Source organism: Rhodobacter sp. P1_C2, assembly GCF_056406375.1.
Genome location: NZ_JBFUAG010000008.1, coordinates 37580 through 52946, shown reverse-complemented (window position 1 = coordinate 52946; position 15367 = coordinate 37580). Strand labels below are relative to the sequence as shown.

Annotated in this window: 13 protein-coding genes; 11 read left to right on the top strand and 2 right to left on the bottom strand. The window is 66.9% G+C overall.

Translation table 11 applies throughout. The features are described 5' to 3' along the window. Positions 1–45 precede the first annotated feature (45 nt). Positions 46–2550, top strand: coding sequence for an ATP-binding cassette domain-containing protein (locus AC1DZT_RS15080; protein WP_478007465.1), 2505 nt, complete (start codon positions 46–48; stop codon positions 2548–2550). 29 nt (positions 2551–2579) lie between these two features. Here the strand turns inward: AC1DZT_RS15080 and AC1DZT_RS15075 are convergent, their stop codons facing one another. After that, positions 2580–4298, bottom strand: coding sequence for an extracellular solute-binding protein (locus AC1DZT_RS15075; RefSeq protein ID WP_478007464.1), 1719 nt, complete (start codon positions 4296–4298; stop codon positions 2580–2582). Between the two features lie 21 nt (positions 4299–4319). Beyond that, the gene (locus AC1DZT_RS15070; RefSeq protein WP_478007463.1) at positions 4320–5237 is read right to left on the bottom strand and encodes an NAD(P)-dependent oxidoreductase; all 918 of its coding nucleotides are present in this window, start codon (positions 5235–5237) and stop codon (positions 4320–4322) included. A gap of 191 nt (positions 5238–5428) precedes the next feature. Here AC1DZT_RS15070 and AC1DZT_RS15065 point away from each other — a divergent pair, with 191 nt between their 5' ends. The 10 genes from AC1DZT_RS15065 (at position 5429) to AC1DZT_RS15020 (ending at position 15363) form a co-directional block, all read left to right on the top strand. Then, the gene (locus AC1DZT_RS15065; protein WP_478007462.1) at positions 5429–6496 is read left to right on the top strand and encodes a 2,3-butanediol dehydrogenase; all 1068 of its coding nucleotides are present in this window, start codon (positions 5429–5431) and stop codon (positions 6494–6496) included. Positions 6497–6639: 143 nt separating this feature from the next. Continuing rightward, positions 6640–7719: a maleylacetate reductase gene (locus tag AC1DZT_RS15060; RefSeq protein WP_478007461.1), complete on the top strand. Its 1080-nt coding sequence runs from the start codon at positions 6640–6642 to the stop codon at positions 7717–7719. Between the two features lie 10 nt (positions 7720–7729). After that, positions 7730–8575 carry an intradiol ring-cleavage dioxygenase gene (locus AC1DZT_RS15055; RefSeq protein WP_478007460.1) on the top strand — a complete coding sequence of 282 codons (846 nt, stop codon included), beginning with the start codon at positions 7730–7732 and terminating at the stop codon, positions 8573–8575. A gap of 12 nt (positions 8576–8587) precedes the next feature. Continuing rightward, a complete protein-coding gene (locus AC1DZT_RS15050) occupies positions 8588–8947 on the top strand; it encodes a hypothetical protein (RefSeq protein WP_478007459.1) in 360 nt (119 codons plus the stop codon). Further along, the gene (locus AC1DZT_RS15045; protein WP_478007458.1) at positions 8944–9999 is read left to right on the top strand and encodes a ketopantoate reductase family protein; all 1056 of its coding nucleotides are present in this window, start codon (positions 8944–8946) and stop codon (positions 9997–9999) included. The genes AC1DZT_RS15050 and AC1DZT_RS15045 overlap by 4 nt, the downstream gene beginning before the upstream one ends. Positions 10000–10147: 148 nt before the next feature. Next, on the top strand, positions 10148–10876 hold the full coding sequence (locus AC1DZT_RS15040) for an SDR family NAD(P)-dependent oxidoreductase (protein WP_478007457.1): 729 nt from the start codon (positions 10148–10150) through the stop codon (positions 10874–10876). Between the two features lie 230 nt (positions 10877–11106). Then, the gene (locus AC1DZT_RS15035) at positions 11107–11991 is read left to right on the top strand and encodes a cupin domain-containing protein (protein ID WP_478007456.1); all 885 of its coding nucleotides are present in this window, start codon (positions 11107–11109) and stop codon (positions 11989–11991) included. A 224-nt stretch (positions 11992–12215) separates the two neighbouring features. Further along, a complete protein-coding gene (locus AC1DZT_RS15030) occupies positions 12216–13262 on the top strand; it encodes an ABC transporter substrate-binding protein (protein ID WP_478007455.1) in 1047 nt (348 codons plus the stop codon). A 71-nt stretch (positions 13263–13333) separates the two neighbouring features. After that, entirely contained in the window at positions 13334–14125 is a 792-nt protein-coding gene (locus tag AC1DZT_RS15025) for an ATP-binding cassette domain-containing protein (protein ID WP_478007454.1), read from the top strand. Then, positions 14122–15363, top strand: coding sequence for a sugar ABC transporter permease (locus AC1DZT_RS15020; protein ID WP_478007453.1), 1242 nt, complete (start codon positions 14122–14124; stop codon positions 15361–15363). The genes AC1DZT_RS15025 and AC1DZT_RS15020 overlap by 4 nt, the downstream gene beginning before the upstream one ends. Positions 15364–15367: the final 4 nt, after the last annotated feature.

Sequence of the window (15367 nt, the reverse complement as noted above, 5' to 3'; positions counted from 1 at the left end):
CTGCCCCGGGTCGCGGCCCGGGGCAGATGCCAGGAGGTGGTGGACATGCAGGATATGGCAGTGGCTTTCGAAGACCGGATTGAGACGGGCAAGGTGATCCTGAAGCTCACGGGCATCTCCAAGTTCTATGCGCGCATCGCCGCCCTGACGGATGTCAGCGTCGCCTTCCAGGCCGGCGAGGTCCATGCGATCCTGGGCGAGAATGGTGCCGGCAAATCGACCCTGATGAACATCATCGCCGGGGCCGTGCGCCCCCAGGTCGGCACGATCGAATTCGAGGGCCGCGTGGTGGCCAACATGTCGCCCGAGACGGCGGCCCAGCTTGGCATCGCGATCTCTTACCAGCATCCGGCCATCCTCGACGATCTTTCCGTGCTGGAGAACCTGCGCGTGTCGCTGCCCGAAGCCGTCTTTGCCGGGAAGAACCCGCGCAAGGTGGCGCAGGCGATGCTGGACCAGGTGGGCCTGACCCTGCCGCTGAATGCCCGCAGCGACCTTCTGACCGTGGCGCAGAAGCAGCTGCTGGAGATTTCCAAGGCCTTGGCGATCCGCCCCAAGGTGCTGATCCTCGACGAGCCGACGGCCTCGCTGGACCAGGACGCCACCGACATGCTCTTCGCCCGCATCCGCGAGGTGGTGCGGTCCGGGACCGCCGTCATCTACATCACCCACCGCCTCGCCGAACTGCGCCAGATCGCCCAGAGGGTGACGGTGCTGCGCGATGGCCGCTTGCAGGGCAGCGCGCTGGTGCGCGATGTCAGCGACCAGGACCTGCTGGGCATGATCGTGGGCCGAAGGATGGGCTCGGCCTTCCCGCCCAAGGCCGAGGGCGCGGGGGCGGTGAATTTCGCGGTCAAGGACCTTGCGGGGCAGAATTTCCACGGCGTCAATTTCACCGTGGCGCGGGGCGAGATCCTTGGCGTGGCCGGGGTGGCGGGCAATGGCCAGGCCGAGCTGATGCGCGCCCTCGCCGGGCTGCAACCCGCCCGTGGCGAGGTGCTGCTGGCGGGTCAGCCCCTGTCGCCGAAGGAGCTGTTGCAGAAGGCCGCCTTCATGCCCTCGGACCGCCATGCCGAGGGGCTGGCGGGCGGGCTGACCATCCGGGAAAACGCCGCGATCGCGGCGCTTGGCAAGTTCAGCACGCTCGGCCTCGTCAACCGCAGGGTCGAGATGGAACAGGTCTCCGACACGTTCCGCGCCCTGGCCGTGAAGGCGCCCAGCATGGAGGCGGCGGTCAAGTCGCTGTCGGGCGGCAACCAGCAGAAGGTGGTGATGGCGCGGGCCCTCCTCTCCGGGCCGGGGCTGATCGTGGCGGATGAACCGACGCAGGGCGTCGATGTCGGCGCGCGGTCCGAGATCTACCGCATCCTGCGCGAGGTTTCGGCCAAGGGGATTCCGGTCATCGTCAACTCCTCCGACGCGGCAGAGCTGGAGGGGCTTTGCGACAAGGTCATCGTCATGTCGCGCGGCCAGGTGGTGGAGACGCTGACCGGCGATCATGTCGATGAGGCGCGGATCGTCGCCGCCGCCGTCTCGGCCCTGACCCATGTCGACCGGGCAGAGGCCGGGCCGAGCCGCCCGCAGGCGGGCAGCTGGCGGCATTACCTGCAAAGCGACAATGCCCCCGCCGTGCCCCTGACCCTGGTGATGATCGCGCTGGCGCTGTACGGCTTCAGCCAGAACACGCATTTCCTGTCTTCGTTCAATGTCGGCAATATCCTGATGCTGGCGACGGCGCTTGGCTTCATCGCGCTGGGGCAGACGGTGGCGATGCTGCTGGCGGGGATCGACCTGTCGGTCGGGCCGCTGGCGGGGTTTCTGGTCGTCGTGGCCTCGTTCTTCATCACCGATGGGCAAAGCACCGGGATGATGGCGCTCGGCTTTGCGCTGATGGCCGGGGTCGCGGTGCTGGTCGGGCTGGTCAACGGAATTCTGATCCGCTTTGCCGGTTTCACGCCGATCGCGGCGACTTTGGCCATGTACATCGGCCTGCAGGGCTGTGCCTTCCTTTTGCGCGACAGCCCCGGCGGCTATATCGACGCGGGCGTGGTGGAGTGGATCACCTGGCAGATCGGGCCGATCCCCCTGGCCTTCGTGGTGCTTCTGGGACTGGCCTTTGCCGCCGAATACATGCTGCGCCGCCGCAAGCTGGGCTGGCAGCTGCGCGCCACCGGCTCGAACGAGGACTCCGCCCGCCGCATCGGGCTGCGCATCGACCGCACTTTCGTGGCGGGCTATGTCGCAAGCGCGCTGCTGACCGCACTCGGGGCCGTGATGCTGATGGCGCAGATCGGGGTCGGCGATCCGGCGCAGGGGTCGAACTACACGCTGGCCAGCATCACCGCCGTGGTTCTGGGCGGCACCAGCCTGCGGGGCGGGCGCGGCACCTTCATCGGCACCGTGCTCGGCGCGCTGCTTCTGACCGAGGTCTTGAACGTGGTCTCCTTCCTCGGCCTGTCGCAGACCTGGCAATATGTCTTCCAGGGCGCGCTGATCCTTCTGGCCGCGCTGATCTATGCCACGGTGCGCGAACGCTCCGCCGCCCGCTGAACGCGCGGCCCACGCAAGCTCCGCGCCGGTCAGACGGAGGTGCGTTCCTTGATGCAGCGATAGGCCGAGGCTTCGGCTTCGGCCAGGGCGCGCTTGGGGGACTTGCCTTCGAAGACGGCGGCAAAGACCTCGACCCCCAGGATGCGCTCGATCTCGACATATTCCGGCACCGGGGGCCGCGACCAGGTGTTCAGCTCGTTCCGCCGCGCCATCCGGTCGATGAAGCTGACGATGGGCGACGAGGCCAGCGCCTCGGGATCGGCGCAGACCGAAAAGCGCGGCGCCACCGGAAAGCCGTTGCGGACATGCGCCTTCATCGCCTCGGGCGAGGCCATCCAGGCGATGGCGTTGAGGATTTCGCGTTTGCGCTCGGGCGCCACATAGGTCGGGATGGTCAGAAGAAACCCGCCCACCGGCGCCGTGACCTGCCGCCCCTTCAGGACCGGCGGCGGAAGGTAAGCCACCCGGCGCTTGACCTTGGAGCTCAGCTCATGTTCCAGCCGCGCCGCCCGCATGGTCCAGGCATAGCTCATCGCGGCAGAGCCGGACATGAAACATTCCAGATTGCGGTCGGCGTCGAAGGTCTCCACCCCCGGGGGCGAGACTTCGACCAGCTGGCGCATGAACTCCAGCGCGGCCAGCCCCTCGTCGCTGTTGATCCGAAGCTTGAGGTTGCGGGTGTCGAAACTGTCCAGCCAGTTTTCCGTCTTGCGCGGGATCTCGATCACCGAACCCTGCGAGGAGGCGAGGAAGAACATGAAGGCATGGGCAATCGTCATCCCCCGCGCGCCGTTCCACGAGATGCCGTATTGCTCCTTGTCGGGGCGGTGCAGGGCGCGGGCGGCGGCGATGGTCTCGTCGAAGGTGCGTGGGTAGCTCAGGCCCGCCGCCTCGAAAAGATCGCGGCGCGCGGTCAGGATCTCCACCGTGCAATAGATCGGGATGCCGTAGTGCTGGCCGTTCCAGCGTCCGGTGTTCCAGACCGAGGGGTGGAAATCCAGCGGGTTGATCGCCGCCTGCGGCAGCACGTCGTCCAGGGAGGCCAGAAGCCCGGCATCGGCAAAGCGCCCGAGCCAGGGCATGTTGACCGCCACCACGTCATAGGCCGTCGCAGGATTGCTCAGCGCCACTTCGGCCTGGGCGTAAAGCTCGGGCAGATGGCGCAGATCGAAGCTGCTCTTGCGGCCGATGTCATTGCGGAAATCCGACCACATGTTGCGCATCGAGGCGAAGTAATTGTCGTCATGCAGCAAAAAGCGCAGGTTGCGCAGCGCCGAGGAGCTGATGTCGGTCCCCTGCACGGGCGAGATGATATGGGCCGCGAAATAGGACCCGCCGAAGTAATATTCCTCGGTCTCGCTGCCCGACCGCAGGCCGAAGGTCTTGGCCAGCTGCGATTTCACCTGGGCGGCATAGTCGATGAAATGGCCCAGAAGGTCATCGGAAGGGGCAAGGAAGGTCGTCTTGTGCTTGGGCCCGCGCGGCACGCGGATGATCAGGCCATCCTCGATCAGCTTGCCGATCAGCCGGTTGGCGGTGCCCCAACTGGCCTGGCTCAGCTCCACCAGCGTCGACAGGTCGACCGAGCGCTGCTGGATATGGCTGTCCACCAGTTCCAGCACGATGTTCCAGTAGGGATCGGATTTGGCGCCCGGAATGCTCGCATCGAAAGGCTGGCGGATCTTGCGCAGAAAGTCGATGACCCGGCTGAGTTCGTGATCCGAAAGCTTGCCCGTGTTGCGTGTCATGCCTTGCCTTGAATGTCCACCCTAGGAGCCGTCCGCCAGCCCGCCCGCAACCCGCATCCAGTCGAAGAGCGAGAAGAAGTCCTGATCGGAATAGCCTGCGTTGGAGGCTGCTGTATACTGCTGCAGGATCATGTTCGCCACAAACATCGGCACCTGCTTGTCGCGGCCCGCCTCGGTGATCAGGGTGAAATCCTTGATCATCTGGGTGACCGAAAAGGCCGGGGCGAAATCCATCTGGGCGATCATCTCCTGCTTGTAGGCGATGAGGGGCGAAGCCACAGCACTTTCGGTGATCACCTCCATCATCTGCGCCGGCTGCAAGCCGCCGCGTTCGCCCAGAACCAGCGCCTCGCCGAGGATCGAGGAGGTGGCCCCGACCAGCGTGTTCAGCACCAGCTTCATGTAGCGCGCCTCCTCGCCCGGACCGAGGTAGAACTTGCGCACGGCGAAGAGGTCCAGAAGCGGCGAGGCGACCTCCCAGGCCGCCATGTCGCCCGAGGCGAGCGCCGTCAGCTTACCCGCCCGCGCCAGCGTCGTGCTGCCCGAGATCGGGCAGCGCAGATAGGCCACGCCGCGCCGCGCGAGGATGCCCGCGATCCGCTCGGACAGCTGCGGCGAGACGGTGCTCATCTCGACCAGGACGGTGCCGGCGCCGATCCGCGCGACAAGGCCGCTGGCCTCCTCGGCATCGTCGATCAGCCCGGCCAAGACCGTGTCGTTCGGGATGGTGACGAAGATGACGCCGCAGCGCGCCGCCAGATCCCCCGCCGTGGCCGAGACCTGCGCCCCGCGCGCCACGAGGCTGGCCCGGTTCTCGGCCATCGGGTCGCAGATGGTCAGCTTGTGCCCCGCCTCGATCAGACGCGTTGCCATCGGATTGCCCATCTTTCCGACGCCGATCCAGCCGATTTCGGGGGGGAGTGTCTTGGGTGAGGTCACGATCGCATCTCCGGAACAAACTGCGGCACGGGGACGATAGCCCGCGGCCCGGGGTCACAAGGCGAAAGAATCATCCGGAATGGATAAAATGGACGGCCCGGCGCGCCGCCGGCTTTGCTATTGAACGCAAGACAGGGAATCCCTGCGGCCGAGGCTGCGCAGGTCCCGCTCCCCAACCTGACGAGGAAGACATGAGAGCTGTCCGTTTTCACGCTGCCCGCGACATTAGGGTCGAGGATGTCGCTGCGCCCTCCGATCAGCTTGCGCCCGATGACGTGCTGATCGCGCCCTTCGTCAGCGGCATCTGCGGCACGGATCTGCACGAATATATCGCAGGCCCGATCGTGACGCCCCAGACCCCGCATGTCTATACCGGGGCCACCAACCCGCAGATCCTCGGGCACGAGTTCTCGGCCCGGGTCAAGAAGGTCGGCTCCGCCGTCAGCCATGTGAGGCCGGGTGACCGGATCTCGATCCAGCCACTGCTCTTTCCGCGCGACGATTATTTCGGCAAGCGCGGGCTGTATCACCTGTCGCCGAAGATGGGCTGCGTCGGCCTGTCGTGGAAATGGGGCGGCATGGCGGAAGAGGCGGTGATCAAGGATTACAACGCTCAGCCGATCCCCGACACCCTGACCGACGAACAGGGCGCGATGATCGAGCCCGCCGCGGTGGCGATGTACGGCGTCGATCGCGGCGGGGTGCAGGCGGGTTCCACCGTCCTCGTCTCGGGCGCGGGGCCGATCGGGGCGCTGACGATCCTGGCCGCCAAGGCCGCCGGCGCCTCGGTGGTCATCGTCTCCGAACCCAACCCCAACCGCCGCCGCATCATCGCCGAGATCGCGCCCTATGCCGTGGTCGTCGATCCGAAGACGCAGAACCTGCTGGAGGTGGTGCGCGACCTGACCGAAGAAGGCGTCGGCGTCGATGTGGCGCTGGAATGCGTCGGATTGGAGGCCTCGCTCAACGCCTGCGTCGATGCGGTCCGGCGGGCGGGCAAGGTGGTGCAGGTGGGCCTCCACATCAAGCGCGCCTCGATCGACGCGATGCAATGGGCGCTCAAGGACATCGCGGTCGAGGCGACCTGGTGCTACCCCGTCCAGGTCTGGCCCCGCATCGCCCGCCTGATCGCCTCGGGCAGTTTCCCGGTCGAAAAGGTCATCACCGCCCGCATCGACGCCGCCGATGTCGTGGCCAAAGGCTTCGAGGCCCTGCTCGACCCCTCGGGCCAGCACCTGAAAATCCTCGTCCGCACCTGAGGGCCGCCCCCTCGCCCGCAGGCTTACCCTTCATTGGTCCATAAATATCCCACGGGGGTGCGGGGGTGTGAAACCCCCGCTTCCGACCTCCGCCACCGGAAACCCCGCCTCCCGGCCGGAACCCCCTCTCACCCGGAACCGCCATGACCCGCTCGCTTTTCCAGCCCGACTTCGCCTATGTCTCCGCCCCCCAGCGCGTGGTCTTCGCTGCCGGCGCCAGCGAGACCCTGGCCCGGGAGGTCGCGTCCCTCGGCCGAAGCCGGGCGCTGGTGCTGACGACCCCCGAACAGGCCGCGGCTGGCGAAGGCCTGCTCGCCCTTCTTGGCACCCGGGGCGCGGGGCTTTTCGCCGGCGCGCGGATGCACACGCCGGTCGAGGTGACGGCAGAGGCGCTCGCCCGCCTGCAGGAGGTGCAGGCCGATTGTCTGGTGGCCATCGGCGGCGGGTCGACCACCGGGCTTTCCAAGGCGCTGGCCCTGCGCAGTTTCCTGCCGCAGATCGTGATCCCGACCTCCTTTGCCGGGTCCGAGGCGACGCCGATCCTTGGCCAGACCGAGGCGGGCCGCAAGACCACGCTCAGCGATCCGCGCCTGCGTCCGGATGTGATCCTCTATGACGTGTCCCTCGTCCGCTCGCTTCCGCCGCATCTCGTGGTGTCGAGCGGGATGAACGCCATCGCCCATGCTGTCGAGGGGCTCTACGCCCGCGACCGCAACCCGATCGCCTCGCTCATGGCGCTGGAGGGCATCCGCGCCCTTGCCCACGCCCTGCCCAACCTGACCGCGGGCCAACCGCAGGATCATGACTGGGGCGAGGCGCTTTATGGCGCCTGGCTTTGCGGGACGGTGCTGGGTCAGGTCGGCATGGCGCTGCATCACAAGCTGTGCCACGTGCTCGGCGGCGGCTTCGATCTGCCCCATGCCGAGACCCATGCCGTGATCCTGCCCCATGCTATCGCCTATACCGAACCCGCGGTGCCCGACCTCCTGCGCCCGGTGGCCGCGATCTTCGGCACCGCTACCGCCTACGAAGGCCTTGCCGCCTTTGCCGCCCGCATCGGCGCGCCGCGGCGCCTGTCCGACCTCGGCCTGACCGAGGCCGACCTGCCGCGCGCCCGCGACCTTGCCACCGCCAATCCCTACTGGACCCCGCGCCCGATCGACGGCGATGCGATCGCGGCCCTCCTCTCCCGCGCCCTCGTGGGCGATCCCGCCCAACCCTAGGAGCCCGCCCATGCAAGCCCATGGCACCTTCAGCGAAGCCACCTCCGCCGAGACCGTCAACGCCCGCCACGCAGCCTGCACCAACCCCAGGCTCGCCGAGGTGATGTCCGCCCTCGTGCGCCACCTGCACGACTTTGCCAAGGAGGTGCAGCTGACCCAAGGGGAATGGGACCTCGCCATAGGCTTCCTGACCCGGACCGGCCAGATCTGCTCGGGCGAGCGGCAGGAGTTCATCCTCCTGTCGGATACGCTGGGCTTTTCGATGCTGGTGGATGCGATCAACAACCGCAGGCCGGCGGGTGCGACCGAGAACACGGTCTTCGGCCCCTTCCATATCGCCGATGCGCCGCGGCGGCAGATGGGGGATACGATCTGCCTTGATGGCAAGGGCGAAAGCTGCCTCTTCGAGGGTCAAGTCCTCGACCTTGACGGGGCGCCCATCGAAGGGGCGACGCTCGATGTCTGGTCCGACAATGCCGAGGGCTTTTACGACGTGCAGCAGCCCGGCATCCAGCCCCGGGGCAACAACCGGGGGGTCTTTGTCACCGGGCCGGACGGGCGCTATGCCTTCCGGGGCATCAAGCCGGTCAGCTATCCGATCCCCGATGACGGCCCGGTCGGCCAGATGCTGTCCCATCTCGGCCGCCACCCCTATCGACCGGCGCATATGCACTACCTGATCACGGCCCCCGGCTATCAGCGTCTGGTCACCCATACTTTCGTCGGCGGCGACAGCTATCTGACCTCGGATGCGGTCTTCGGGGTCAAGGCCTCGCTCATTGCGCCCTACGAGAGGCTGGAGGGGCAGGAGACGCTCTGGCGCTCGCCCTTCACCTTCGTCCTCGCCCCGGTCTGAGGGCGCAAGGCCATGCCCAACCTGAAGATCTATGTCGACGAGGGCCTGATGCCCCAGTGCCGGGCGGCTCTGCAGGAGGCGCTGCCGCGGCTGCGCACCCTGCTTTGCGACAGGCTCGCGGTCGGGGTGCCGGCCTGCCAGGTCGCGGTCCTTGCGGTGATGGTCATGCCGGACCTGCCGCGCGTGAACATCGAGATGCAGATCCTGCCGCATCCCGAACGAACGCGCGACAGGCTCCTCGATCTGGCCGCAGAGATCCAGGCCCTGATCGACGCCGCCACCGGCACGCAAGCCGCCGTCCGCATCGCCACGCTGGACCCTGCAACCTACATCGCCCTGAAACCCTCCCCCCCGACCGGAGCACCCGCATGACCCACGCGCCGCAGAGCCCGCGCATCGCCTTCCTCGGGACCGGGGCGCAGGGCGCCTCGATCGCCACCGACTTTGCCCTCGCGGGGCTGGATGTCACCTTCATCGACCAGTGGCCCGCCCATGTCGAGGCGATCCGCGCCAGGGGCATCACCGTCAACCTGCCGACAAGGCAGATCCATGCCACGGTTCCCGCCCTGCATCTGTGCGAGGTGGCCGAGATCCGGCAGCCCTTCGACCTCGTCTTCCTGGTGGTCAAGGCCTATGACACCCGCTGGGCCTGCGAGCTGATCAAGCCGCTGCTTGCGCCCGATGGCTTTGTCATCGGCCTGCAGAACGGCATGACCCATGAGGATATCGCCGCCATCGTCGGGCGGTCGCGCACCATCGGCGCGGTGATCGAGATCGCCTCGAACATGTGGGAGCCGGGGGTCACCAACCGCCAGAACGACCATGACGAATCCTGGTTCGCCCTCGGCGCGCTGGACCCCGCCCAGCAGCACCGCGTCGAAGGCGTGGCGGCCCTGCTGCGCCATTCCGGCACGGTCGAGGTGACCGAGGACATCCACTCGGCCAAATGGATGAAACTGGTGGTCAATGCCGCCGAGCTGATCCCCTCTGCCATCGTCAACACCGCGCTGAACGATGCCGCCCGCGCGCCCGGCATGCTGGATGTGATGCGCAGCGCCGGATACGAGGCGATGCAGGCCGCCCTGGCCGATGGCGCCACGATCATGCCGATCATCGGCATGCCCCCGGTGATGAGCAACCATCCCGAAGGCTATGTCGACCAGATCTTCGAAAAGGTGCTGCAGACCTTCTCGCGCGAAGACACGCTGACCTGCTCGCTGCAGGATTGGCGCAAGGGGCGCAGGGCCGAGATTGCCGATGTGAACGGGCTGGTGGTCGAGGTGCTGGAACGCCAGGGCCGCAAGGCGCCGATGAACCGCCGCGTCGTCGAACTCGCGCTGGACATCGAGGCCGGGCGGCTGAAGGCCGACCCCGGCAATGCCGCCCTGATGATCGAGACCTTCAAGGCCCTCGCACAAGCCTGACCCCTGGCCGCGCCTTTTGCAACGCTCCGCCCTGCACCTGATACCGTGGCGAAGGTTTTGACCTTGGCCCGCGCCGCACTAAGTGCCGGGCTGAAGCGGCGTTTTGGCCCGGTCGGGTCGGATGGGCTGGCAAGCTTGGGGAGCGGTGATGACGGCAAAGGTCCTGATCTGGGGTGGTACGGGCGGCATCGGGGCGGCCACGGCGCGGGCGTTGGCGGGGCGGGATGTGCCGCTGCACCTCGTCGGGCGCGATCCGGGCAAACTGGCCGATCTGGCCCGCGAGATCGGCTGCACCACCAGTCAGGCCGATGTCGAGGATGACAGCGCCTTCGCGCGGGTCAGCGCCGAGGCGGGCGATGCGCTGGCCGGGCTGGTCTATGCGGTGGGCAGCATCAACTTGCGCCCGCTTGCCCGGCTGACGGCGGCGGATTTTGCCCGCGATTTCCGGCTGAACGCGCTGGGGGCGGCGCTGGCCGTGCAGGCCGCCCTGCCCGGGCTGAAGGCCCATGCCGGGACAAGCGCCGTGGTGCTGTTCTCCTCGGTGGCGGTGGCGCAGGGCTTTTCGGCCCATGCCTCGGTCTCGATGGCCAAGGGCGCGGTCGAGGGCCTGACCCGCGCCCTAGCCGCCGAACTGGCGCCAAAGATCCGCGTCAACGCGATTGCGCCCTCGCTGACTGACACGCCGCTCGCCGCCGGGCTGACCGCCAATCCGCAGGTCGCAGCCTCGATCGCGCAGCTGCATGCCCTGCCGCGTCTGGGCAAGCCCGGCGACATGGCGGCGCTGGCGGCCTTCCTCCTTTCGGATCAGGCGGACTGGATGTCGGGCCAGGTGATCGCGGTGGATGGCGGCCGCTCGCGGCTGCGCACCAAGGGCTGAGGCCGCGCCAGAGCTGAATCACCTGTCTTTGCAGGCGTCCGGGGTGCGCCGCTGATCAATCCAATCCGATTTACCAGCGAAATCGACAAGAAAGTATCACTCCTCTGTTGGTGTTGTAGTAGCCTGCCAAAGAATGTCCCGATACGCTCATTAAAGCACCGCAAAGAAAACGCGGGCAGGTCGAGGGCAAGAACCGCACCGGGCGTGCGGATTGCTGGGGGGAGACGCGGATGAAACCCGATTTGGAAGTCGTCCAGATTGGACGGTCGCAATCGTTCAAGGCTTGGGAGCACGGCTATCCGTATCACACGGTGCGCTGGCACTTTCACCCCGAATACGAACTTCACCATGTGGTGGCCACCTCGGGCCATTACTTCGTCGGCGACTTCATCGGCAATTTCGAGCCGGGCAACCTGGTGCTGACCGGGCCGAACCTGCCGCACAACTGGGTCAGTGACCTGCCGGAAGGCACGGTCGTGCCGCTGCGCTGCCGGATTGTGCAGTTCTCCGAAAGCTTCATCCCCGACGCGATGGACCTTCTGCCGGAACTGGCCGCCTGCGAGGATCTGATGACGCTGAGCCGCCGCGGCATCCTGTTCAGCCCGGCCACCGCCGCCCTCGCGGCCCCGCTTCTGGCCGAACTGGTCACCGCCCAGGGCATGCGCCGGCTGGAGCTGTTCATCGGCGTGCTCGGGGTTCTGACCCGGGCCAAGGATATCGAGCTTCTGACCTCGACCAGCTATCTGCCCGACCCCTCCGGCTTCATGTCGACCGGCATCAACGAGGCCCTGGCCTATATCAACGCCAACCTGACGGAACCCTTCGGGGAACAGGACCTCGCCGATATCGCCGGGCTGAGCCTGTCGACCTTCTCGCGCAGCTTTCGCAGGCATACCGGTCTGGCCCTGGTCAAATACGTCAACCGCCTGCGCGTCAACCTGGCCTGTCAGCTTCTGATGGGGCCGGGCCATCTGAAGATCACGGATGTCTGTTTCTCATCCGGCTTCAACAACATCTCGAATTTCAACCGGCAGTTCCTGGCGCAGAAGGGCATGACCCCCTCGCGGTTCCGGCAATTGCTGGAGGAGAACCAAAGCGCCGCCCAGGCGGCGTGATGCGGGAGGAGAACCGCCCGATCTGATCCGGCACCCCGCGGGTAGACCCGCAGAGCGCCCGGATCATTTGGCGGCACTGCAAGACCGGACGGCACAAGGACAGCGGAATCCTGCGATTCCCTGAACCGAAGAGGCTTGCCCGATGGTTGCGACGAAAGGCCTGGCTGCGGCGACCCGCGCACCCGGTCTGAACCAACAAACCTGTGGTCGCTATGGAGGAAGACATGAAGACCTTTTTGACCTGGAGCAGCGCCCTGACGCTGGCCACCCTGATGGGCTCTGCCGCCTTTGCCGCCCCGGCGGGCGTTGTGGCATTCCTGATGCCCGATCAGGCCTCGACCCGTTATGAACAGCACGATTTTCCGGGCTTCAAGGCCGAGATGGCCAAGCTCTGCCCCGACTGCACGGTGGTGTACCAGAATGCCACCGCCGATGCCTCGCTGCAGCAGCAGCAGTTCAACTCGGTCATCGCGCAAGGCGCCAAGGTGATCGTGCTGGACCCGGTCGACAGCTCTGCCGCGGCGGCCCTCGTCAGCCTCGCCCAGTCGCAAGGGGTCAAGGTCATCGCCTATGACCGCCCGATCCCGGACAAGGCCGCCGATTTCTATGTGTCCTTCGACAACAAGGGCATCGGCAAGGCGATTGCGGTCTCGCTGATGGATCACCTCAAGGCGATGGGCCTGCCCACCGACAAGGGCGGCGTGCTGCAGATCAACGGCTCGCCCACCGATGCGGCGGCCGGGCTGATCAAGGACGGCATCCACGAAGGCATCGCTGCCTCGGGCTACAAGACCCTGGCCGAGTTCGACACGCCGGAATGGGCGCCGCCCAAGGCGCAGGAATGGGCGGCCGGCCAGGTCACCCGCTTTGGCGCCGATATCATCGGCGTCGTGGCGGCCAACGACGGCACCGGTGGCGGCGCCATCGCGGCCTTCAAGGCGGCGGGCGTCAACCCGGTGCCGCCGGTGACCGGCAATGACGCGACCATCGCCGCGCTGCAGCTGATCATCGCGGGCGACCAGTACAACACCATCTCCAAACCCTCGGAAATCGTCGCGGCCGCGGCGGCCCAGCTGGCCGTCCAGTTCCTCAACGGCGAGACCCCCAAGGCCGAGATGAGCCTTTACGACACGCCCTCGCAGCTTTTCACCCCGGCCGTCGTGACGCGCGAGAACCTGAAGGCGGAAATCATCGACAAGGGCATCAACACCGCTGCCGAGCTTTGCGTGGACCGCTATGCCGCGGGCTGCACCGAACTCGGCATCAAGTGACCTTGTGATCCGTCGCCCGGCCGCTTCCTCCCATGGCGGCCGGGCGACACCTTTTGCGACAGGAGCACGCCATGACAGATCCCACGACCCCGAAGGGCGAGCTTTTGCTGAGCCTGAGGGGCATTTCCAAGAATTTCGGCGCCGTGTCGGCGCTGACCGATATCGAGCTTGATGTCCATGCCGGCGAAGTCGTGGCCCTGGTCGGCGACAATGGCGCCGGCAAGTCGACCCTCGTCAAGGTTCTGGCCGGGGTGCACCAGCAGACCTCTGGCAGCATTTCCTACCGCGGCAAGCCGGTCACCCTCGGCAGCCCCTCTGCCGCGCTGGAACTGGGGATTGCCACGGTCTTTCAGGACCTTGCGCTCTGCGAGAACCTCGATGTCGTGGCCAATATCTTCCTCGGCCAGGAACTGAACCCCCTGCGCCTGGACGAGGTGGCGATGGAGGTGCGGGCCTGGACCCTGCTCAACGAGCTTGCCGCGCGCATCCCTTCGGTGCGCGAACCGATCGCCTCGCTCTCCGGCGGGCAGCGCCAGACCGTCGCCATTGCCCGGTCGCTCTTGCTCAATCCGCAGATCATCATGCTGGACGAACCCACCGCCGCCCTCGGCGTGGCGCAGACGGCCGAGGTGTTGAACCTGGTGGAGCGCGTCCGCGACAAGGGCCTGGGCGTCATCATGATCAGCCACAACATGGCCGATGTGCGCGCCGTGGCCGACCGCATCGTCGTCTTGCGGCTGGGGCGCAACAACGGGGTCTTCACGCCCGAGGCCTCCAACCAGGAACTCGTCGGCGCCATCACCGGTGCCACCGACAATGCCGTATCGCGCCGGGAAAACCGGATGGCGGAGGAAGCAAAATGAGCGCGCCCAACAAGCCCACCCTCGACCGCGCCGACAGCCGCGTGAGCCATGCCAGCGGCATCGGCGGCACGATCAGCGCCTTCATCGACCGGGTGAAATCCGGCGACCTCGGCTCGCTGCCCGTCATCGTCGGGCTGGTGATCATCTGGACGGTCTTCACCCTGCTGAACCCGATCTTCCTGTCGCCGAACAACCTGGTGAACATGCTGTTCGACTGTTCGACCACCGGGGTCATCTCGCTGGGCATCGTCTGCGTGCTGATGCTGGGTGAGATCGACCTTTCCGTCGGCTCGATGAGCGGGGTCGGATCGACCCTGATCGGCGTGCTCTGGGTCAATGCGGGCGTGCCCCTGCCGCTGGCGATCCTGGCGGCGCTGATCGCCGGGGCGATCATCGGCACGCTTTATGCCACGCTGCGCAACCGCCTCGGCATGCCGAGCTTTGTTTCCACCCTCTCGGGCCTTCTGGCACTGCTGGGCCTGCAGCTGTACCTTCTGGGGGCGACCGGGTCGATCAACCTGCCCTATTCCTCCAGCATGGTGAACTTCGGGCAATTGCTGATCATGCCGGCGGTGCTGTCCTATCTCCTCTGCCTCGTGCCCGGCGCCGTGATGCTGGTCGTGGGCCTGCAGACCAATGCCAAGCGCCATGCGGCCAACCTCTCGGCCGGATCGACCGCCGGGCTGGCGCTGAAGGCCGGGGCGACCACGGTCGGGCTGCTGGCGGTGATCTTCTACCTCAACCTCGGGCGCGGCGTGCCGTGGATGTTCGCGCTGTTCGTGGCGCTCGTGCTGATCATGAACTACGCCTTCACCCGCACCCAATGGGGTCGTTCGATGAAAGCGGTCGGCGGCAATGCCGAGGCCGCGCGCCGCGCCGGCATCAATGTCCGCGGCATCTATGTCAGCGCCTTCGTGCTTTGCTCCAGCTTTGCGGCGCTCGGCGGGGTGCTGTCCTCGGCCCGGCTCGCCTCGGCCAGCCAGCAGGCCGGCACGGGGGATGTGAACCTCAACGCCATCGCGGCGGCGGTGATCGGCGGCACCAGCCTGTTCGGCGGGCGCGGCACGGCGTTTTCGGCGCTGCTCGGGATCATCGTGATCCAGTCCATCGCCAACGGCCTGACGCTGCTGAACCTGTCGTCCAGCCTGCGCTACATGATCACCGGCGGAGTCCTTGCGATTGCCGTCATCGTCGACAGCCTGGCGCGCCAAAGCCGCGTCTCGCACGGTCGCGCTTAACAGG